At 69.0% G+C, this 19,459-nt stretch carries 16 protein-coding genes, 3 rRNA genes and 1 pseudogene; 2 read left to right on the top strand and 18 right to left on the bottom strand.

The window, feature by feature from the left end:
• Window positions 1-69: 69 nt before the first annotated feature.
• From ACZ2G1_RS15425 to ACZ2G1_RS15385, 9 genes are all read right to left on the bottom strand, one after another.
• Entirely contained in the window at window positions 70-717 is a 648-nt protein-coding gene (locus ACZ2G1_RS15425; protein WP_470377117.1) for a DUF3618 domain-containing protein, read from the bottom strand.
• Entirely contained in the window at window positions 714-1,187 is a 474-nt protein-coding gene (locus tag ACZ2G1_RS15420; protein WP_017834106.1) for a phage holin family protein, read from the bottom strand. Before ACZ2G1_RS15420 ends, ACZ2G1_RS15425 begins: the two co-directional genes overlap by 4 nt.
• Window positions 1,184-1,993 carry a hypothetical protein gene (locus ACZ2G1_RS15415; RefSeq protein ID WP_470377116.1) on the bottom strand — a complete coding sequence of 270 codons (810 nt, stop codon included), beginning with the start codon at window positions 1,991-1,993 and terminating at the stop codon, window positions 1,184-1,186. The genes ACZ2G1_RS15420 and ACZ2G1_RS15415 overlap by 4 nt, the downstream gene beginning before the upstream one ends.
• Window positions 1,994-2,100: 107 nt before the next feature.
• On the bottom strand, window positions 2,101-3,039 hold the full coding sequence (locus tag ACZ2G1_RS15410; RefSeq protein ID WP_470377115.1) for an SDR family oxidoreductase: 939 nt from the start codon (window positions 3,037-3,039) through the stop codon (window positions 2,101-2,103).
• A 164-nt stretch (window positions 3,040-3,203) separates the two neighbouring features.
• Window positions 3,204-4,016 (bottom strand): alpha/beta fold hydrolase, encoded by an 813-nt coding sequence (locus tag ACZ2G1_RS15405; protein WP_470377114.1) that lies wholly within the window; start codon window positions 4,014-4,016, stop codon window positions 3,204-3,206.
• A 102-nt stretch (window positions 4,017-4,118) separates the two neighbouring features.
• Window positions 4,119-4,715 (bottom strand): superoxide dismutase family protein, encoded by a 597-nt coding sequence (locus ACZ2G1_RS15400; protein ID WP_470377113.1) that lies wholly within the window; start codon window positions 4,713-4,715, stop codon window positions 4,119-4,121.
• Between the two features lie 169 nt (window positions 4,716-4,884).
• Window positions 4,885-5,001, bottom strand: a 5S ribosomal RNA gene (gene rrf / locus ACZ2G1_RS15395).
• Between the two features lie 204 nt (window positions 5,002-5,205).
• Window positions 5,206-8,334 (bottom strand): 23S ribosomal RNA (locus tag ACZ2G1_RS15390).
• A 589-nt stretch (window positions 8,335-8,923) separates the two neighbouring features.
• Window positions 8,924-10,449 (bottom strand): 16S ribosomal RNA (locus ACZ2G1_RS15385).
• The 16S, 23S and 5S rRNA genes sit together here, the layout of an rRNA operon.
• A 634-nt stretch (window positions 10,450-11,083) precedes the next feature.
• On the opposite strand from ACZ2G1_RS15385, the gene ACZ2G1_RS15380 reads away from it, so the two are divergent.
• The gene (locus tag ACZ2G1_RS15380; protein WP_017834871.1) at window positions 11,084-11,422 is read left to right on the top strand and encodes a hypothetical protein; all 339 of its coding nucleotides are present in this window, start codon (window positions 11,084-11,086) and stop codon (window positions 11,420-11,422) included.
• Window positions 11,423-11,515: 93 nt separating this feature from the next.
• Here ACZ2G1_RS15380 and ACZ2G1_RS15375 read toward each other — a convergent pair whose 3' ends face one another.
• Together ACZ2G1_RS15375 and ACZ2G1_RS15370 are read right to left on the bottom strand one after the other, a co-directional pair.
• Entirely contained in the window at window positions 11,516-12,754 is a 1,239-nt protein-coding gene (locus tag ACZ2G1_RS15375; RefSeq protein ID WP_115163522.1) for an acyl-CoA dehydrogenase family protein, read from the bottom strand.
• A gap of 50 nt (window positions 12,755-12,804) precedes the next feature.
• Entirely contained in the window at window positions 12,805-14,931 is a 2,127-nt protein-coding gene (locus tag ACZ2G1_RS15370) for a 3-hydroxyacyl-CoA dehydrogenase NAD-binding domain-containing protein (protein ID WP_470377112.1), read from the bottom strand.
• Window positions 14,932-15,062: 131 nt separating this feature from the next.
• Here ACZ2G1_RS15370 and ACZ2G1_RS15365 point away from each other — a divergent pair, with 131 nt between their 5' ends.
• Window positions 15,063-15,608: a GNAT family N-acetyltransferase gene (locus ACZ2G1_RS15365; protein WP_167508917.1), complete on the top strand. Its 546-nt coding sequence runs from the start codon at window positions 15,063-15,065 to the stop codon at window positions 15,606-15,608.
• A gap of 1 nt (window position 15,609) precedes the next feature.
• On the opposite strand, the gene ACZ2G1_RS15360 is transcribed toward ACZ2G1_RS15365, so the two are convergent.
• The 7 genes and pseudogenes from ACZ2G1_RS15360 to ACZ2G1_RS15330 form a co-directional block, all read right to left on the bottom strand.
• Window positions 15,610-16,314 (bottom strand): TetR/AcrR family transcriptional regulator, encoded by a 705-nt coding sequence (locus tag ACZ2G1_RS15360; protein WP_017834867.1) that lies wholly within the window; start codon window positions 16,312-16,314, stop codon window positions 15,610-15,612.
• Between the two features lie 60 nt (window positions 16,315-16,374).
• Window positions 16,375-16,548: a hypothetical protein gene (locus ACZ2G1_RS15355; protein WP_167508918.1), complete on the bottom strand. Its 174-nt coding sequence runs from the start codon at window positions 16,546-16,548 to the stop codon at window positions 16,375-16,377.
• A 5-nt stretch (window positions 16,549-16,553) separates the two neighbouring features.
• Window positions 16,554-17,423 (bottom strand): SMP-30/gluconolactonase/LRE family protein, encoded by an 870-nt coding sequence (locus tag ACZ2G1_RS15350; protein WP_109243059.1) that lies wholly within the window; start codon window positions 17,421-17,423, stop codon window positions 16,554-16,556.
• Between the two features lie 70 nt (window positions 17,424-17,493).
• Window positions 17,494-17,670: pseudogene (locus ACZ2G1_RS15345) on the bottom strand (acyl-CoA thioesterase); the annotation flags it as partial.
• Between the two features lie 37 nt (window positions 17,671-17,707).
• The gene (locus ACZ2G1_RS15340) at window positions 17,708-18,541 is read right to left on the bottom strand and encodes a PhzF family phenazine biosynthesis protein (RefSeq protein ID WP_095651849.1); all 834 of its coding nucleotides are present in this window, start codon (window positions 18,539-18,541) and stop codon (window positions 17,708-17,710) included.
• 4 nt (window positions 18,542-18,545) lie between these two features.
• Window positions 18,546-18,755: a hypothetical protein gene (locus ACZ2G1_RS15335; protein WP_095651850.1), complete on the bottom strand. Its 210-nt coding sequence runs from the start codon at window positions 18,753-18,755 to the stop codon at window positions 18,546-18,548.
• Window positions 18,756-18,813: 58 nt separating this feature from the next.
• Window positions 18,814-19,452, bottom strand: a complete 639-nt coding sequence (locus ACZ2G1_RS15330) for a DNA-3-methyladenine glycosylase I (protein ID WP_095651851.1) — start codon at window positions 19,450-19,452, stop codon at window positions 18,814-18,816.
• Window positions 19,453-19,459 lie beyond the last annotated feature (7 nt).

The raw sequence follows: 19,459 nt of genomic DNA, 5'->3' as shown, positions 1-19,459 counted from the left end.
CGACGGTCCGGGGGCCTCGTCGTGCCCGGTGCGTCACCGGCTCCCGGCCGGGGTGCGGCCGGGCGCGGATCAGGCGTTCTTCGTCTCGTCCTTGACGGACTGCGCCGAGTCCTGGGCGGAGGACTTCAGGTGCTGGGCCTCGCTCTGGCCCTGCTGCTTGACCTCCTGGGCGCCCGACTGCGCGGTCTCCTTGACGGACTGCGCGGCCTCCTGGGCCGGCTCCTTCAGGTCCTGGGCGACCTCCTGCGCCGCGCCCTTCGCGGACTCGACCGCGTGCTGGGCGTGGGGCTGCACCCGGTCCGCCGCGTCGGCGACGAGCTCCTGCTCCTTCTGCGTGGAGGGCAGCAGCGAGCCGACGAGCCAGCCGGCGCCGAGGGCGATCAGACCGGCGGCCAGCGGGTTGCCCCGGGTCTTCGCCCTGGCCGTGGCCGGGGCGTTCTGCACGGCGCCGCGGGCCTGGTCGGCGCGGTACGCCGCCTCGTCCCTGACGTCACCGGTGGAGTAGCCGCCCACCGTGAACTCGTCGTCGGAAGAACCCATGACTCGCTCCCTCACTCCGTGCACGGTGTCCTGGACCTTGCCGCGGACCTTGTCCTTCTGCCGCTCGACGACGCGCTCGGGCGTCACCTTCTCCGCGACGGCGTCGACGTCGGAGCCGAGCCGAGCGCGGGTGGCCTCGATGTCGGCGCGGATCTGTTCGGGGTTCTGCTGGCTCATCGGTTCTCCTTCTTGGAGGGCTTCACGGTGTCCGGGATCTCGGAGACGGTCTCGCGGGTGAGGGGCAGCGGATCCTGGGTCGCCTCGGTCATCTCCCGCTTGCCCTCGTTGAGGTTCTTCTTGCCCATCGCGGCGAGGATGCCGGCGATGACGGCCCAGAGCACGGCCACGATGACCGAGGACCAGGCCAGGCCCACGAGGTTGCTGAGTCCCCACATGAGCGCGAGGGACAGGAAAAGCAGGACGAAGTGACCGGCCACGCCGGCCCCGGCGAGCATGCCGGCACCCTTGCCCGTGTCCTTGGCGGACTGCTTGGCCTCCTGCACCGCCTGCGTCGTCTCGGCCTTGGCGAGCGCGATCTCCTGCTGGATGAGGGTGGAGAGGTTGGTGCTCAGCGACTTGAACATCTCACCGAGCGACTCGTGCTCCGCCCTGTCCTCGGCGTCCGAGGGGGGAATGGGATGGCTCATCGACGGTCGCCCTCCTGGTCCGGGTAGACGGTGCCGGGCACGCGGTCGGTGTAGGTGCGGGCCGCCTCGCCCTGCTCGTCGGAGCGGTAGGCGTAGGGGTCGGCCGGGGTGTAGCCCGAGGTCTCGGTCGCCGTGAGGTTGCGGTCGTAGCCCTGGTCGTAGACGGCGCCGGTGGCGACGCCCGTCCCGGCCGCGGTGCCCTGGTCCTGCCGGCCGGAGACGCCGAAGTACTCCTTGGCGCCCTGGCGGTCGGTCGCGATCTCGTCGCTGTCCTTGACGCCGCGGGTGGCGCGACCGGCGAGGAGCCCGATGCCGGCGGCCAGGGCCAGGAAGGTCCCGGGGCGACGCGCCGCGAACCGGCGGACGTCCTGCAACAGGTCCTGGGCGTCCTTGTTCTCCAAGGAGGAGGCCACGGAGTCGACGCGCCCGGAGACGCTGCCGAGCAGACCCGTGACGAAGTCCGTCTCGGGCTTCTCACCGCGGGACAGGGCGTTGATCTCGTCGCTGACGGAGCGGACGCTCGAGGCGATGCGCTCCTGCTGGGGGGCCACCTGGTCCCCCAGGTCGCTCCGGAGCTGGCCGAGGAGGTTCTGCGCCTGGGCGGTGGCCTCCTGCTTGACGGCTCCGGCCTGCTCCTTCGCCGTCTCCTTGACGCGCTGGCCGGAGCCGGCGGCCTCGTGCTTCAGCTGGTTCGCCTCGGCCTTGCCCTGCTCCGCCGCGACGTCCTTCTTGGACGAGGTGCCGGTCTGCGCCGCGTGGCTCGAACCGGCGTCGTAGGGGGTGGGGTCATAGGGGTTGGTGGTCATGATTCCGCCTTTCTGGAACATTTCATAAGTCCACTGATGGTGCGGGCTGGTTCTAGCCTAGGTCGAAGGCTCCACGGAGCCAAGCCCTTCGCCGGATCGGCGCGTCCTCACGGCGACGGGCTGCCGCCGTTGACGTTGAGGGTCTCGCCGATGACGTAGCTCGACTCGGAGGAGGCGAGGAACACGTAGGCGGGGGCCAGTTCCGTGGGCTGGCCGGCCCTGCCGAGGGGCGTCGACTGCCCGAACTCTGGCAGCGCGTCCTTCGGCTGCCCGTCCGAGACCTGGAGAGGCGTCCAGAACGGTCCCGGCGCCACGGCGTTGACGCGGATGCCCTTGGGCGCCAGCTGCTGGCCGAGGCCCTTGGTGAAGTTGTTGATCGCCGCCTTGGTCGACGCGTAGTCGAGGAGGGCCGGCGACGGCTGGTACGCCTGGATCGACGTCGTGTTGATGATGGAGGAGCCCGCGGGCAGGTGCCGCAACGCCGCCTTGGTGATCCGGAACATCGCCACGATGTTGACGGTGAAGGTGTCGACCAACTGCTCGTCGCTCAGGTCCTCGAGGCTCTCGACCGCCACCTGCTTGCCGGCGTTGTTGACGAGGATGTCGAGGCCACCCAGCCCGTCCACGGCGTTGTCGACCAGGGCCGCGCAGAAGTTCTTGTCGGTCAGGTCCCCGGGGAGGAGGACGGCCGTGCGACCGGCCTTCTCGATGGCGGCCTTGACCACCTGCGCGTCGGGCTCCTCGTCCGGGAGGTAGTTCAGCGCGACGTCGGCGCCCTCCTTGGCGAACGCGATGGCGACGGCCGCGCCGATGCCCGAGTCCGCCCCGGTGATCAGGGCCTTGCGCCCCTCCAGGCGGCCGGTCCCCCGGTAGGAGAGCTCCCCGCGGTCGGTCCTGGGCTCGAGTTCGACGTCCAGGCCCGGCTCGGGCTGGTCCTGCTTCGGGGGCGACAGGACGGGGTATCGCGTCACGGGGTTCTGGAACGCGAGCTGGTCCACCGTCTCGCGGTCGGCGTTCTCGGGGTTGCCGCTGTTCGTCTCGGCCATGCTCCACTTCCTCTCGTCGTGCACTGATCTGGACAGCATACTGATGATGCGGTCGGCAGGACAACGGCTTCTCTGTGGGAGAACAGGACACCCCGCGCCCCCGTGACGGAGGGACCGCCGAGGGGCACGGGGCGCAGGAGCGTACTGCCGCGGGGTGACCGCGCTCAGGCGTCGAGACGGTGCAGGAAGTTCTCCAGGGCGTCGTCGAACGCGGCGGGCTGCTCGAGGTTGGGGGTGTGCCCGGCGCCGTCGACGACGACGAGCTCCGCCCCGGGGGCCAGCTCGGTCATCCGCTGGCCGGCGCCGCCGTCGAAGGCGTCGTCCGCGCCCACCACGACGAGCACGGGGATCCGGGCGCCGCGGAGCAGCTCGGTGAAGTCCCGGCGCTCGGCGCGCCCGCGCATGGCCGCGGCGGCCCCCTTCGCGGGAGCGTTCTGCAGCATGGCCAGCACTTCGGCCGCCACCCCGGGGCGGGTCTCCACCGTCGACTCGGCGACCATCCTGCCCAGGACGTTGCGGCCGTAGGCCTCCATGCCGCCGGCCAGCATGGCGTCCGCGGCGACGTGGCGGCGCCTCCTGCCGGCGGCGTCCTCCGCCTCGGGGACGGTGTCGTTGACGACCAGCGCCCGGACCCGGCCGGGGTGCCGGTGGAGGAGCTCCATGGCGATCTGGCCGGACATCGAGAACCCGACCACCACTGCCCGGTCGACGCCCAGGTGCTCGAGCAGCGCGGCGACGTCGTCCGCGAACTCCTCGGTGTAGACGATCCCCTCGGTGACCTCGGACCCGCCGAAGCCGCGCAGGTCGGGGGCGACCACCCGCCAGCCGCGGTCGGCGAACACCTCGACCTGGCGGGCCCACATGCTGCGGTCGTAGGCGTGACCGTGCAGCAGGAGCAGCACCGGCCCCTCCCCCCGGTCGGTGTAGGTCATGGTGACCCCGTTGATCCGGGCGGTCGCGGAACTGACGTCGGGCATGGTGGGAGACCCCTCTCTCGGGCGTACGGCAGGAACGCTCCCAGAGTAGCGAAGGACGCCGCCGCAGGGCCGGGTCTCACCCGCGGCCGGGACGGCCCGCGGTCATTCGACGACGCCGCAGGCCAGCCGCGACCCGGCGTCGCCCGTGCCCAGCGTGGCCTCGTCGGGACCGTCGGGGGCGTAGCGCTCCGGGACGTTGGCGTGGTTGTCGGGGCCCGAGTGGACCATCACGGCGCTGCCGTCGTCGTCGGCCACGAGGTCCTGGACACCGAAGCGGTCGGTGACCGTCGTGAGGAAGCCCGTCCCCTCCTCCGTCACCAGGAGGGCGGGGAGATCACCCCGGTGGTCGGGGTGCTCGGCGTCCTCGCTCCCGAGGTGGCCGCCCGCGGAGAGGAACGCACCCGTGGTGCCGGGGTCCCCCGGGGCCGCGCTGTCGGGCTCGCAGAGGCCGGTCGCGTGCACGTGCAGTCCGTAGAAGCCGGGCTCGAGCCCCTGCACCTCGGCCACGACCTCCGTGCCGGCGGCGACCTCCGCGAAGCTGACGCTGCCGACCTCCGAGCCCTCGGTGTCCTGGAGGACGGCGCGGGAGCCGGCAGCCGCCTCCGGGGCGGCCGACGTCTCCTCGACCACGGCGCTGTCGTCACCGCCCCCGCCGCAGCCGGCGAGCACCAGAGCGGTCGTTCCGATCACTGCTGCCATCAGCCTGCTCCGTCGCACGGCTCCTCCTCGTCGTCACCGGGTCCTGGTCCTGGTCCTGGTCCTGGTCCTTGACCATAAGCCGTGGTCGGAGGGGATACAACGAGGACGGAGGGTGTTAAATGCGGGGAGCCCCCGCACCGTGTGGTGCGGGGGCTCGACCCTTGGTGTGGTCCGGCGGTGTCCTACTCTCCCACACCCTTCCGGGTGCAGTACCATCGGCGCTGCGGGTCTTAGCTTCCGGGTTCGGGATGGGACCGGGCGTTTCCCCCACGCTATGACCGCCGTAACTCTGGTGCCCGACCCCGCCGGGTGCTCGCGGGGGTGGGTAAGTCACTGTGGTTGTCCGCCCGTGGTGGGCGGTATTCAATTGCGGTTCCCTGTGCCCGCCGCCAGAGCGACGGGTGGGTTGTTGGTTGGGAGCCGTATAGTGGACGCGGTGTTCTGTGGTGACCCCACCCTTCGTTCCCAACACGTGTTGGGGGTGGGGGTGTGGTGTAAGTTGTCGGCTTATTAGTACCGGTCGGCTGCACACGTCGTTGGTTCGTGCTTCCACCTCCGGCCTATCAACCCAGTGGTCTAGCTGGGGGCCTCTCACACCAAATGGTGTCTGGAAATCTCATCTCGAAGCGAGCTTCCCGCTTAGATGCTTTCAGCGGTTATCTCTTCCGAACGTAGCGAAGCAGCGGTGCACCTGGCGGTACAACTGCCATACCAGAGGTTCGTCCGTCCCGGTCCTCTCGTACTAAAGACAGGTCTTCTCAAATTTCCTGCGCGCGCAGCGGATAGGGACCGAACTGTCTCACGACGTTCTGAACCCAGCTCGCGTACCGCTTTAATGGGCGAACAGCCCAACCCTTGGGACCAACTCCAGCCCCAGGATGCGACGAGCCGACATCGAGGTGCCAAACCATGCCGTCGATATGGACTCTTGGGCAAGATCAGCCTGTTATCCCCGAGGTACCTTTTATCCGTTGAGCGACGGCCATTCCACAATGTACCGCCGGATCACTAGTCCCGACTTTCGTCCCTGCTCGAGCTGTCGCTCTCACAGTCAAGCTCCCTTGTGCACTTACACTCGACACCTGATTGCCAACCAGGCTGAGGGAACCTTTGGGCGCCTCCGTTACTCTTTAGGAGGCAACCGCCCCAGTTAAACTACCCATCAGGCACTGTCCCTGACCCGGATCACGGGCCGAAGTTAGATGTCCAGAGTGACCAGAGTGGTATTTCAACGTTGACTCCACGTGCACTGGCGTGCCCGCTTCACCGTCTCCCACCTATCCTACACAAGCCACACCGAACACCAATACCAAACTATAGTAAAGGTCTCGGGGTCTTTCCGTCCTGCTGCGCGTAACGAGCATCTTTACTCGTACTGCAATTTCGCCGAGTTCATGGTTGAGACAGCGGGGAAGTCGTTACTCCATTCGTGCAGGTCGGAACTTACCCGACAAGGAATTTCGCTACCTTAGGATGGTTATAGTTACCACCGCCGTTTACTGGGGCTTAAATTCTCCGCTTCGCCGTGAGGCTAACAGGTCCTCTTAACCTTCCAGCACCGGGCAGGAGTCAGTCCGTATACATCGTCTTGCGACTTCGCACGGACCTGTGTTTTTGATAAACAGTCGCTTCCCCCTGGTCTCTGCGGCCCTTACCCGCTCGCACCAGCAAGTGGTGTCCACGGTCGGGGCCCCCCTTCTCCCGAAGTTACGGGGGCATTTTGCCGAGTTCCTTAACCATGATTCTCTCGATCGCCTTAGTATTCTCTACCTGATCACCTGTGTCGGTTTGGGGTACGGGCGGCTGGAACCTCGCGTCGATGCTTTTCTCGGCAGCATAGGATCACCGAATCCCCCCACGAATGGGGGTCCCGTCACGTCTCAGGCTCAATGATCCGCGGATTTGCCAACGGATCGCCCTACACGCTTAGACCGGGTCTACCATCGCCCGGCTCGGCTACCTTCCTGCGTCACACCTGTTAATACGCTTACCTCCCCGGTTCAGGTCCCACGCTCCCCGGAGCCGGCGGCGACCAATGGTCACCGCATGGCCCGGTTCGGGTGGTTAGTGTCCCCGGTTCGATAGGGGCGGTTCTTCGCCGGTACGGGAATATCAACCCGTTGTCCATCGACTACGCCTGTCGGCCTCGCCTTAGGTCCCGACTGACCCAGGGCAGATTAGCTTGACCCTGGAACCCTTGATCATCCGGCGGACGGGTTTCTCACCCGTCATTCGCTACTCATGCCTGCATTCTCACTCGTGTGGGCTCCACCACTGGGTCACCCCGCAGCTTCACTGCCCACACGACGCTCCCCTACCCATCGCACCACCTGAACCGGCCCGAAGACCGGTTGGGTATCATTGGTGCAATGCCACAACTTCGGCGGTGTACTTGAGCCCCGCTACATTGTCGGCGCGGAATCACTTGACCAGTGAGCTATTACGCACTCTTTCAAGGATGGCTGCTTCTAAGCCAACCTCCTGGTTGTCTAAGCAACTCCACATCCTTTCCCACTTAGCACACGCTTAGGGGCCTTAGTTGGTGGTCTGGGCTGTTTCCCTCTCGACTATGAAGCTTATCCCCCACAGTCTCACTGCTACGCTCTCACTTACCGGCATTCGGAGTTTGGCTGACGTCAGTAACCTTGTAGGGCCCATCGGCCATCCAGTAGCTCTACCTCCGGCAAGAAACACGTAACGCTGCACCTAAATGCATTTCGGGGAGAACCAGCTATCACGAAGTTTGATTGGCCTTTCACCCCTACCCACAGCTCATCCCCTCCATTTTCAACTGAAGTGGGTTCGGTCCTCCACGCGCTCTTACACGCGCTTCAACCTGGCCATGGGTAGATCACTTCGCTTCGGGTCTAGATCACGCCACTCACTCGCCCTGTTCAGACTCGCTTTCGCTACGGATACCCCTCACGGGTTAACCTCGCGACGTAACACTAACTCGCAGGCTCATTCTTCAAAAGGCACGCCGTCACCTTGTAGGGCTCCGACGGTTTGTAGGCACACGGTTTCAGGTACTATTTCACTCCCCTCCCGGGGTACTTTTCACCTTTCCCTCACGGTACTGGTCCGCTATCGGTCATCAGGTAGTATTTAGGCTTACCAGGTGGTCCTGGCAGATTCACACGGGATTTCTCGGGCCCCGTGCTACTTGGGTACGCGTACCGTGCGGCAGCAACGATTTCGTCTACGGGACTCTCACCCTCTCCGGTCCGGCACTCACACCGGTTCGACTATCGCCCTGCACTCACACGCCCGGGCCGGCAGACCCGGGACGACACGCCCCACGACCCCGATGATGCAACCCCTGCCGGGTATCACACACCATCGGTTTGGCCTCTTCCGCGTTCGCTCGCCACTACTGACGGAATCACTGTTGTTTTCTCTTCCTGTGGGTACTGAGATGTTTCACTTCCCCACGTTCCCTCCACACACCCTATGAATTCAGGTGCGGGTCACCACGCATAACACGTAGTGGGGTTTCCCCATTCGGAGACCCTCGGATCACAGCTCGTTTATCAGCTCCCCGAGGCTTATCGCAGATTACCGCGTCCTTCATCGGCTCCTGATGCCAAGGCATCCACCGTGCGCCCTTAAAAACTTGCCACATGATCACAGAACACACCGATACCACCACCACCACACCCCAACGGGGTACGGCAGCGGTATCTCGGCGATCAATCACGAACACGGCACCACAACCCACCAGACACACCCCCCGCGAAGGGAGCGACGCCCGGCTGCCTGCGGCACCTGTTCTTAAGATGCTCGCGTCCACTATACAGTTCTCAAACAACAACCCGCACACCCTGCACACTGGTGGCTGCACCCCCTAACGGGAACACGACCACCGGCAGGACGCCGGGAACCTGCGACACAACACCCCCACCCCCACCAAAGGGGACAGGGCCTGTTGTCTCAGGACCCAATAGTGCGCCACGGACCACACCCACCACCGGACCGGCTCTCTTCCACCACCCACACCGGAGGAACCCCACAGGGCCCACCACGGTGGGACAGGTACTAGGACCCGACCCGGCCGGCAACCCCCACACCCGCCGGATCGGAACCCGGGAAGCACAGGAGGAGTGCGGCCACTTGCTCGTTGATATTCCACCCATGAGCTCACCCCACCAGCACCACGGACGGGCACTAGGGCGGGGGCGACCACCACACGGTAGTCAACGGCTCCTTAGAAAGGAGGTGATCCAGCCGCACCTTCCGGTACGGCTACCTTGTTACGACTTAGTCCCAATCGCCAGTCCCACCTTCGACGGCTCCCTCCCACAAGGGGTTAGGCCACCGGCTTCGGGTGTTACCAACTTTCGTGACTTGACGGGCGGTGTGTACAAGGCCCGGGAACGTATTCACCGCAGCGTTGCTGATCTGCGATTACTAGCGACTCCGACTTCATGAGGTCGAGTTGCAGACCTCAATCCGAACTGAGACCGGCTTTTTGGGATTAGCTCCACCTCACAGTATCGCAACCCTTTGTACCGGCCATTGTAGCATGCGTGAAGCCCAAGACATAAGGGGCATGATGATTTGACGTCATCCCCACCTTCCTCCGAGTTGACCCCGGCAGTCTCCTATGAGTCCCCACCATCACGTGCTGGCAACATAGAACGAGGGTTGCGCTCGTTGCGGGACTTAACCCAACATCTCACGACACGAGCTGACGACAACCATGCACCACCTGTCCACCAGCCCCGAAGGGAAACCCCATCTCTGGGGCGGTCCGGTGAATGTCAAGCCTTGGTAAGGTTCTTCGCGTTGCATCGAATTAATCCGCATGCTCCGCCGCTTGTGCGGGCCCCCGTCAATTCCTTTGAGTTTTAGCCTTGCGGCCGTACTCCCCAGGCGGGGCACTTAATGCGTTAGCTACGGCGCGGAAAACGTGGAATGTCCCCCACACCTAGTGCCCAACGTTTACGGCATGGACTACCAGGGTATCTAATCCTGTTCGCTCCCCATGCTTTCGCTCCTCAGCGTCAGTAACAGCCCAGAGACCTGCCTTCGCCATCGGTGTTCCTCCTGATATCTGCGCATTTCACCGCTACACCAGGAATTCCAGTCTCCCCTACTGCACTCTAGTCTGCCCGTACCCACTGCAGACCCGGGGTTGAGCCCCGGGCTTTCACAGCAGACGCGACAAACCGCCTACGAGCTCTTTACGCCCAATAATTCCGGACAACGCTTGCGCCCTACGTATTACCGCGGCTGCTGGCACGTAGTTAGCCGGCGCTTCTTCTGCAGGTACCGTCACTCTCGCTTCTTCCCTACTGAAAGAGGTTTACAACCCGAAGGCCGTCATCCCTCACGCGGCGTCGCTGCATCAGGCTTCCGCCCATTGTGCAATATTCCCCACTGCTGCCTCCCGTAGGAGTCTGGGCCGTGTCTCAGTCCCAGTGTGGCCGGTCACCCTCTCAGGCCGGCTACCCGTCGTCGCCTTGGTGAGCCATTACCCCACCAACAAGCTGATAGGCCGTGAGCCCATCCAAAACCAGTAAAACCCTTTCCACCACCCACCATGCGGTAAGAGGTAGTATCCAGTATTAGACCCAGTTTCCCAGGCTTATCCCAGAGTCAAGGGCAGGTTACTCACGTATTACTCACCCGTTCGCCACTAATCCGCCCAGCAAGCTGGGCATCATCGTTCGACTTGCATGTGTTAAGCACGCCGCCAGCGTTCGTCCTGAGCCAGGATCAAACTCTCCGTCAAAAAAACAACGAAAACATCAAACCCCGGCTGAAAATGTCGCCACCACCCCACGGAGGCAGGACGGCGACAACCAATCAACCGAATAAAACATCCGGTATCAACAAACATGGCACACTATTGAGTTCTCAAACAACAGACCAGCAACCAGGCACCACACCCGGAAACCGTGTTGGAATTCTTTTTCGCTCGGTTCTCGCGATCTCTCGCTCTCCCCGCGGCGACCTCCTCAGCTTATCCCGATCTTCTCCGCTTTCCCAAATCGCTTTTCCTTCGCTCAGCGGCGAAAAAGCTCTTCGGGAGGAGAATTCCTGGATCTGCCGGATTCGACGCCGTGGGCCGCAGCGATTCCTCGCTGCTGCCCGAAACAGCTCCACCAGCGTACCCGACCCGGTCCCGGCCCACAAGCTGTCGGCCACCGCGCAGCGGTGATCGGCTTGATGGTTCGAGGGGGTTCGGTCCGCCGGATTCGGCGTTGCCGTCCGGGGCGATCTCTCGCGTCCCTTGCGGCGACTCGGAATACATTACACACGCCCCGCAGGACCGTCAAAACCCCGGAGGACCGGCGGCCGGAGCGGCGGCGACGGCAGTGCGTAGGCTGATGGCACATCGATGCCCCGACCCGAAAGGACAGCAGATGAGCACCTCACCGGAAGAGCTGCCGGAGACCCCCGACACCTACGAGGGCGCCGCCGAGGTCGACCCCGAGCACTGGCGCGAGGATCCGCTGATCGAGGGCGCCGAGGCCGGCGCGCAGGACGAGCGCGTGGACCCCGAGCACCCGGAGGTCCCCTCGGAGCAGGAGCTCCGGGACGAGACGGCCGAGGCCCGTTACGAGGCGGGCGAGGAGCAGGTCCCGCCCGAGGAGCCCCGCATGGGCGAGGCGATCGCGGACCTCGACGTCCCCGAGGACCCCGCGTTCGAGGACGAGGTCGACCCGAGCAACGACTCGTTCCACGGCGGCGCCGACCTCTGAGCCCCGACGGACCGAGCACGACGGCGCCCCGGCCTCCACGGCCGGGGCGCCGTCGTCGGTCGGGGCGCCGTCGTCGGTCGGAGCGCCGGTAGGTCAGGCGAACGCGGAGATGCCCGTGATCCCGCGTCCGATGATCAGGGCCTGCACGGTCTCGGTGCCCTCGTAGGTGTGCAGCGCCTCGATGTCCGCGAAGTGGCGGGCCACGCGGTTCTCGATGAGGATGCCGTTGCCGCCCAGGAGGTCCCGGGCGTTGGCCGCGATCGAGCGGGCCGTGCGCGTGGAGGTGTACTTCGCTAGCGACGCCTGCTCGGCGGTGAGCCGGCCGGCCTCCTCCCGCTCGGTCATCCGTGCCACGAGGAGCTGGATCTGGGTGAGCTCGCTCAGCATCCGGGCCAGCCGCTCCTGCACGATCTGCGAGGCGGCCAGCGGGCGGCCGAACTGCACGCGCTGGGCCGCGTACTGCACGGCGGTCTCGTAGCAGGCCTGGGCGTGCCCCACCGCGCCCCACGCCACGCTGATGCGGGTCGCGAACAGCACGTCGGCGGTGTTCCTGAAGGACCGTGCCGCCGGCAGCGCGTTCTCCTGGGGCACGAAGACGTTCTCGAACCGCAGGTGCGCCTGGTGGATGGCCCGGAGGGCGAGCTTTCCGCGGATGGTCGTGCCGGTGTAGCCCTCGCTCTCCTGCGGGACCACGAAACCCCTGACCTGGCCGTCCTCGTCGGCGCGGGCCCACACCACGGTGATCCCGCCCATCGAGCCGTTGCCGATCCACTTCTTCTCCCCGTTGAGCACCCAGCCGCCGTCCACCGGGGTGGCACGGGTCTCGAGGCTGACGGAGTCGGAGCCGTGGGTGGGCTCCGTGAGGGCGAACGCGCCGAGGAGCTCGCCCGTGGCCATCCGCGGCAGCCAGCGCTGCCGCTGCTCCTCGGAGCCGCACATGGCGATCGAGCGCATCGCGAGCCCGCCCTGGACGCCGGAGACGGTCGCGATGGACCCGTCGCCGCGGGAGAGCTCCATGCTGATCAGGCCCGCGGCGGTCTTGGACATCTGCTCGTAGCCGTCGACGGCCACGCCGTCGCGCAGCAGGTCGAGCTCCCCGAGCCGGCGGACGAGGTCGAGGGAGTACTCCGAGCGGTCCCAGTGCTCGCCGATGACGGGCAGCAGGTCCTCCTGGACGAACCGGCGGGCGCGCATCCAGTGCCCCCGGTCGGTGTCGGAGACCGCGTCGAACGCGCCGGCGGCGTCGGTGTCGAGGGCCTTGTCGAGGACGTAGTCGGGCTCCACGGTGCCGGCGGGGAACAGGGTCGCGCCGGTCTCGGGGGTGGCGGTCATGGCTGGGTCCTTCGTTCTGTGGGCTGGTGGGAGGTCGGTCGGGGACAGGGTCAGTCCTGCTGGAAGCGGCGTCCGAGGACGCGCTCGGAGGCGCCCGTGCGGTCGAGGTACGGGGTGATCCCGCCCAGGTGGAAGGGGTAGTTGGCGCCGAGGACCATGCACAGGTCCACGTCCTCGGGCCCGGCGACGACGCCCTCGGCCAGCATCGCGCCGATCTCCTCGGCCAGGGCGTCCTGCACCCGCACGAGCAGCTCCTCCGCCGGGACGGGAGCGCCGGCGGGGTGCTCCGCCCGGGTCCGCTCGAGCAGCCGGGCGGCGTCGGCGGCGAGGTAGCCGTCCGCGCCCGTCCCCGGGGCCTGCTCGGTGGGCAGCACGTGGGTGAGGCCCGCCCCGACCACCGCTTCCATCCACGGGGACCGCGCGTAGCGCTCGGGGTAGGCCCGGTGCATGGTCTCGTCCACGTGGTGCAGCACGGCCGGGCCCACGAAGTCGAGCAGCCGCAGCGGGGTCATGGGCAGGCCCATCGGGTCGGGGGCGTGGTCGGCGACCGCCACGTCCGTGCCCGCGTCGATCGCCTGGACGATCACGTCGAACAGCCGGGTCAGCACCCGGTTGACCACGAAGCCGGGGGCGTCCTGGACGCGCACCGCCGTGCGGCGCAGCGCCGCGGCGAGCTCGAAGGCGGTCGCGAGGGCCGCGTCGCCGGTCCGCCGCCCGGCGACGATCTCGAGGAGCGGGGTGACCTCCACGGGGTTGAAGACGTGGAAGCCGACCACCCGTTCGGGGTGCCGGAGGCCCTCCGCCATGGCGGTGACGGACAGGGAGCTCGTGTTGGTCGCGAGGATCGCGTCCGGGCGCACGACCTGCTCCCACTGGGCGAACACCTTCTTCTTCACGTCGAGGTCCTCGAAGACGGCCTCGATCACGAAGTCCGCGTCGGCGAGGTCCTCCGGCCCGCTCGCCCCCGTGACGAGGGCGCCGAGCTGCTCGGCCTGCTCCGCGCTGATCCGGCCCCTGGCCGCCTGGGCCGCGAAGCGCTCCCGGGTCCGGGCCACGCCGGCGGCGAGCCGCTCGTCGTCGAGGTCGGTCATGACCACGGGGATCCGGGCGCCGCTCGCGATGAGCGAGGCGAGCTGGCCGGCCATCAGGCCGGCGCCGATCACGGCGGCCTTGCGCAGGGGCACGGGCTCGGCGGCGGGCACGTCGGCCGCCTGCCGGGAGCGGGCCGAGACGAGCTCGAACGCGTAGAGGGAGGCCTTGGCCACGTCCCCGCGGACCAGCTCGGCGAAGGCGGCCACGGCCTTCGTCCCGTTCTCGGTGCGGGACTCCGTCCGGGCGTCGGCCACGAGGTCGATCGCCACGAGCGGTGCCGGCGCCGCGCCGTGCCAGGTGCGCTCGGCGCGGTCCCGGGCCTGGTCCACGGCGTCCTGCCACTCCTGCTCCCCGGTGCCGCCGGGCGTGCCCGCGCGGCGGCGGGTCCCCCCCGCGTCGAGCGCGTCGAGCGTGCCGGCCACCCACCGCTGCCAGGCGGTGTCCCACTCCCCGGTCCCCGGGGCGGCGTCGAGCACCACGTCCACGAGGCCGAGCTCGAGGGCCTCCGCCGCCCTGGTGTTCCGCCCCCGCAGGGAGTCGAACACGATGACGCGCAGCGCCGCGGCCGGGCCGATCAGGTGCGGGAGCAGGTGCACGCCGCCCCAGCCGGGGAAGAAGCCGAGCCGGCACTCCGGCAGTCCGAGCGGGCCGGTGCGCGGGTGGGCCGCACGGTAGTCCGTGTGCAGCGCGAGCTCGAGCCCGCCGCCCAGGGCCTGACCCGTGAGCAGGGAGAAGGTGGGCACGCTCGCGTCCGCCAGGACGCCGAAGGCCTCGTGGCCGAGCCCCACGTACCGGTCGGAGACGCCGCTGAGCTGGGCGTGGCGGATCTCCTTGAGGTTGGCCCCCGCGCCGAAGGACCGGGCGTTGCCGGTGACCACGATGGCCTCGACCGCCGACTGGTCGATCGAGCCCAGGACGTCCCGGAGCTGCTCCAGGGCCGCGGAGCCCCAGATGATCAGCCCGCCCGGCGGGGTGGAGTCCAGCCGCACCAGGGCGACGGGCGCGGAGCGTCCGGGCAGGACCAGCTGCTCGACGTCCACCGCGACGGTGGAGGGGAAGGACGGGGCGGGCGCGGCGGGTGCCATGGGCGGACTCCTGACGAGTGGTGTGATCGTCACCACTCTGACTGATACGGAGTCTCAGGTCAAGGGATTGAGTCTCAGTGTCGTGGTGCGGCGTGCGGTTCCGGGGCGTTCAGGCCGTATTCTGGCTGGTGATGATCGACGTGCTGCCCCCAGAGACCGAGCGCCTCGCGTTCCGCCGCTTCGACGGCGCGGACCTCGAGCCCATGCACTCCTACCAGAGCCGCGAGGACTACGCGCAGTACGCGTGGCGGGGCCCGCGCACGCGCGAGGAGTGCGAGCGCACCCTGGCCGAGAACAGCGGCCTGCGGCCGTGGGGCCGGGACGGCGACTCCGTCCGCTTCGCCGTCTCCCCCCGGGGCTCACGGGAGCTCGTGGGCGAGATCGTGCTGACCCTCACGGACGCGGCGGCCGCGCAGGTCGAGATCGGCTGGGTGGTCCACCCCGACCACGCCGGCCGGGGCATCGCCTCCGAGGCGGCCCGCGCCGCGATCGAGTTCGCGTTCGCCGAGCTGGGCGCCCACCGGGTCTGCGCGAGCCTGGACGCCCTCAACGTGAGCTCCGCCAAGGTCTGCGAGCGCATCGGCATGCGCCTGGAGGCGACCCTGCGCGAGAGCCACCGCCAGCTGGGCGAGTGGCGCGACGAGCTGATCTACGCGATCCTCGCCGACGAGGTCTGAGTCATCGGCGCAGGGCGTCCCGCACGGACGCCAGGATCTCCTCCGTGTCCGCGCCGGGGTCCAGGACGGTGACGACGACGGCGGGGCGGGCCCCGGGCGCGGCGGCCGGCCGCGCCGCGCCGTCCTCGTAGCCGGAGACGAGCGTGTGCGCGAGGCGCTCGAGCTGCCCGGCCAGCTCGGCCGAGGGGTCGGTGTCCGGTGCGCGCAGCCAGGCCCGCAGGGCGGCGTTGTGCACCGCCACCGCGGCGGCGGACAGCGCCGTGGCCAGCGTGCTCCGCCCCGGCGAGTCGGGCAGCGCGGAGCGCAGGTAGCGCCGCAGGACCCGCTCGTAGCGGTGGGACGTGATGAGCTCCCGGTCCCGCAGCTGCGGGACCTGCCGGAGCAGGGCGTTGCGGGCCAGCGCCCGCTCGCGGTGGTCGAGGTGGTGGCGGAAGACCAGCAGCACGCCGTCCCGCAGGGCGACGGCCGGATCGGTGCCCGGCTCCTCCCCCGCCCGGGCCAGCTGCTGCTCGAGGCGCTCGAGGTTCGCGGCGTGGTCCGCGAAGACGATGTCCTCCTTGGACCCGTACTTGCGGAAGAACGTGGCCCGGCTGATGCCCGCGGCGAGCGCGAGCCGGTCCACGGTCGTGGCGTCCCAGCCCTGCTCCGCGAGCAGGCGGATCGAGCCGGTGACGACGTCCGGGGCCGCCCGGGGGGTCTCGGTCATGGGTGCCTCCTCGCTGACGATGGTAGACCCGGGCCTCCCGCCGTGTGCGGGTCGAGCCCGTCAGCGGCGGGCCCGGGCGCCGAAGAGCACCGCCCCGGCGGCGCACAGCACCCCGAGCACGGCGAAGGAGAGCGCCGAGGAGGTGCCCCCGCTGAGCAGGGAGCCCACGAGGGCGACGGCCCACACGAGCACGAGCAGCCACAGCAGTCCGGCGGTGCGCCTGGGGTTCCGCACCGCGCTCAGCCCGTGAAGGGCAGGACGGGCAGGCCGGGGACGTCGACCCGGACCGCGAACAGGGAGCCCGCGGCGGGGTCCTCGTCCGGGGCGAGGTTCTCCCGGGACGTGGTGACGTAGAGGGTGCGCAGGTCCTCCCCGCCCAGGCAGCACGCGGTCGTCTGGCGCGCGCCGACCTCCACGACGGTGTCCAGGGCGCCGTCGGCCGTGTAGCGGTGCACCTGCCCGGCGCCGTGCAGCGCCACCCAGACTGCGCCCTCGGCGTCGACGGTCAGCCCGTCGGGATGGACGTCCCCCTCCGCGAGCTCGGGCACCACGAAGGTGCGGCGCCCGCGCAGACCCTCGTCCGGGGACCAGTCGAGGACGTCGACCTTCCCGGTGGGCGTGTCGTTGTAGTAGGCCAGCGTGCCGTCCGGGGACCAGGCGATGCCGTTGGAGACGGTGACGCCCTCCAGGACCGGCTCCCCGCGCAGGTCCGGGTGCACGCGCCAGAGCGTGGCCGCGCCCTCCGTCTGGTCCCAGGCCATGGAGCCGACGTAGAAGGAGCCGTCCGGGCCGGCCCCGCCCTCGTTCATCCGGACCGCCCCGGGCTCCCAGAGCTGCTCGGCCGGGTGGACGGTGCCGTCCGGGTCCTCGAGTGCCACGCCGGTCTCCAGGGCCAGCACCGCTCCCCCGGTCGCGCGCGGGCGCACGCAGGCCACGACGTCCCCGACGTGCTTGCGGAGCACCTCGCCGTCCGCGCCGAGGGACAGCACGTCCCCGGCGAGCATGTCGACCCACCGCAGCCCGCCCCAGGACTCCGACCAGCACGGCCCCTCGCCGTGGTAGGTGACGGAGTCGGTGATCCGCTCGGCGCGCAGCCGCCGCGCCGCCATCTCAGAGCCCCTTCCCGTGCACCGCGGGCAGCGCCGTGGTGGGGATCCGGTCCCGGTCGGGGTTCACGAGGATCTCCGACATGTACTTCGTCACCGCGCGCTGGTTGCCGAGCTGGACGATGGCGTAGATCGCCGCCTCCTCGTCGGTCCAGCGGAGCAGGCTGCCGCCGAACAGGGTGCCGTTGGCGTTGAGGTCCTCCGGCTCGACCCACTTGCGGGTGCGGAAGGTGATGTCCTGGGTGGTCATGCCCCCACGATACCGAGGGCGCCCTCCGCACCGTCGGCTACAGCTCCACGGTCCCGCGGACCACCGGGCTGACCTGGCCGCCGACCCAGACGGTGTCCGCGTCCCGCTCCAGCAGCACGCGCCCGGTGCGCCCGAGCACGGTGCCCTGGGCGGCGACGTAGCGCGCCGGAGCCCACCCGTTGTCCGTCAGCCACCGGGCCAGGCCCGCGTTGAGGCTGCCCGTGACCGGGTCCTCCACGACCCAGTCCCCCACGAACGCCCGCACCTCGACCGCGCACTCGGCGCCCTCGGGGTGGGGGCCCACCACGCCGAGCTTGAGCCCGGCCATGGCGGACCAGTCCGCACGCACGCCCAGCACGGTCCCGGCGTCGGCCACGCGCACCCCGATCCAGCCGGGGCCGTTGTCCAGCCAGGACACGTCGAGCAGCGCGGACGGGTCCAGCCGCAGGGACCGCGCCACCCGGTCCAGCAGCGCGGGCTCCGCCACGGGCTCGTAGCGCGTCAGGGGCGGGGCGGCGAACGAGAGCCTGCCCTCGCGGCGCCGGACGGTCACCAGCCCGACCCCGCACTCCTGGACGACGTCCGCTCCCGCGGGCTCCCCGCCGAGGGCGAGCCAGGCGGACGCCGTCCCGAGCGTGGGGTGACCCGCGAAGGGCAGCTCCCCGCCGGGGGTGAAGATCCGCACCCGGTAGTCGGCGCCGGGGACCGTGGGCTCGAGCAGGAACGTGGTCTCGGAGAGGTTGGTCCAGCGGGCGAAGCGCGCCATCGTGGCCTCGTCGAGGGCGTCGGCCCCGTGCACGACGGCGAGCGGGTTGCCGCCCAGCGGCGCCGGCGAGAAGACGTCCACCCAGCTGATCGCGTGGCTCGTCATGGTCTCAGAGCACCGGCCCGCGCGTGTTCCTCCGGGCGGGCCGGGCCCGTCCCGTCCGCCGGGCGTCCCGGCCGGCGGGCCCGCCGGCGGTCCCGCCACGGGCCGCCGCCCGGTCCTCCCGCAGCCTCCGGACCACCAGGCCGACCAGGACGGAGCCCACGGTGCTCAGCACCAGGGGCAGCACCGCGCTGCGCTGCTCGCTGTTGTCGTACATGGCCGGGCCTCCTGCCGGAAGGCGACGCGGGGCGTCGTCGGGTTCGGTGCCAGGAATCCTACGCACCCTCCGGCGCCTCCGGCCACACCCCGGAGCTGCCCCGGCGGTGGCTGCCGAGCAGGTGGGTGTCGACGATCCCGACCGCCTCCATGAGCGCGTGCATCGTGGTCGGCCCCACGAAGCGGAAGCCGTGCGCCCGCAGGGCCCGGGACAGCGCCTCGGACTCCGGCGAGCGGGTCGGGACCTCCTCCGCCGTGCGCGGACGCGGGGTCCGTGCCGGGCGGAACGACCACACGAGCTCGGTCAGCCCGCCCTCGGCGCGCAGGGCCACGGTGGCGCGGGCGTTGCCGACGGCGGCCTCGATCTTGCCCCGGTGGCGCACGATCCCGGCGTCGCCCAGCAGGCGGTCGACGTCGACCGGGCCGAAGCCCGCGACCGTGTCCGGGTCGAAGCCCGCGAAGGCCGCCCGGAAGGCGGGCCGCTTGCGCAGGATCGTGGCCCAGGACAGCCCGGACTGGAAGCCCTCGAGGCAGATCCGCTCGTAGAGCCCCCGCTCGTCCCGCACGGGGACGCCCCACTCGGTGTCGTAGTACTCGCGCAGGAGCGGGTCCGTGGCGGCCCAGACGGGGCGGGCGAGCCCGTCCTCGCCGAGGACGAGTCCGGTCGCGGGATCGGGCAGGGAGCTCATGCCGAGCATCGAACCA

The sequence above is a fragment of the Kocuria sp. KKT182 genome (assembly GCF_055635395.1).
This window is presented reverse-complemented; position numbering and strand designations above follow the sequence as displayed.

Bases quoted from the DNA above. Each gene is read 5' to 3' on its own strand.
- ACZ2G1_RS15360 (WP_017834867.1), bottom strand. From the start codon at position 16,314: ATGACCGAGACCCCCCGGGCGGCCCCGGACGTCGTCACCGGCTCGATC.
- ACZ2G1_RS15410 (WP_470377115.1), bottom strand. From the start codon at position 3,039: ATGGCCGAGACGAACAGCGGCAACCCCGAGAACGCCGACCGCGAGACG.
- ACZ2G1_RS15335 (WP_095651850.1), bottom strand. From the start codon at position 18,755: ATGTACGACAACAGCGAGCAGCGCAGCGCGGTGCTGCCCCTGGTGCTG.
- ACZ2G1_RS15340 (WP_095651849.1), bottom strand. From the start codon at position 18,541: ATGACGAGCCACGCGATCAGCTGGGTGGACGTCTTCTCGCCGGCGCCG.
- ACZ2G1_RS15330 (WP_095651851.1), bottom strand. From the start codon at position 19,452: ATGCTCGGCATGAGCTCCCTGCCCGATCCCGCGACCGGACTCGTCCTC.
- ACZ2G1_RS15375 (WP_115163522.1), bottom strand. From the start codon at position 12,754: ATGACCGCCACCCCCGAGACCGGCGCGACCCTGTTCCCCGCCGGCACC.
- ACZ2G1_RS15370 (WP_470377112.1), bottom strand. From the start codon at position 14,931: ATGGCACCCGCCGCGCCCGCCCCGTCCTTCCCCTCCACCGTCGCGGTG.
- ACZ2G1_RS15350 (WP_109243059.1), bottom strand. From the start codon at position 17,423: ATGGCGGCGCGGCGGCTGCGCGCCGAGCGGATCACCGACTCCGTCACC.
- ACZ2G1_RS15405 (WP_470377114.1), bottom strand. From the start codon at position 4,016: ATGCCCGACGTCAGTTCCGCGACCGCCCGGATCAACGGGGTCACCATG.
- ACZ2G1_RS15365 (WP_167508917.1), top strand. From the start codon at position 15,063: ATGATCGACGTGCTGCCCCCAGAGACCGAGCGCCTCGCGTTCCGCCGC.
- ACZ2G1_RS15420 (WP_017834106.1), bottom strand. From the start codon at position 1,187: ATGAGCCATCCCATTCCCCCCTCGGACGCCGAGGACAGGGCGGAGCAC.
- ACZ2G1_RS15380 (WP_017834871.1), top strand. From the start codon at position 11,084: ATGAGCACCTCACCGGAAGAGCTGCCGGAGACCCCCGACACCTACGAG.
- ACZ2G1_RS15400 (WP_470377113.1), bottom strand. From the start codon at position 4,715: ATGGCAGCAGTGATCGGAACGACCGCTCTGGTGCTCGCCGGCTGCGGC.
- ACZ2G1_RS15425 (WP_470377117.1), bottom strand. From the start codon at position 717: ATGAGCCAGCAGAACCCCGAACAGATCCGCGCCGACATCGAGGCCACC.
- ACZ2G1_RS15415 (WP_470377116.1), bottom strand. From the start codon at position 1,993: ATGACCACCAACCCCTATGACCCCACCCCCTACGACGCCGGTTCGAGC.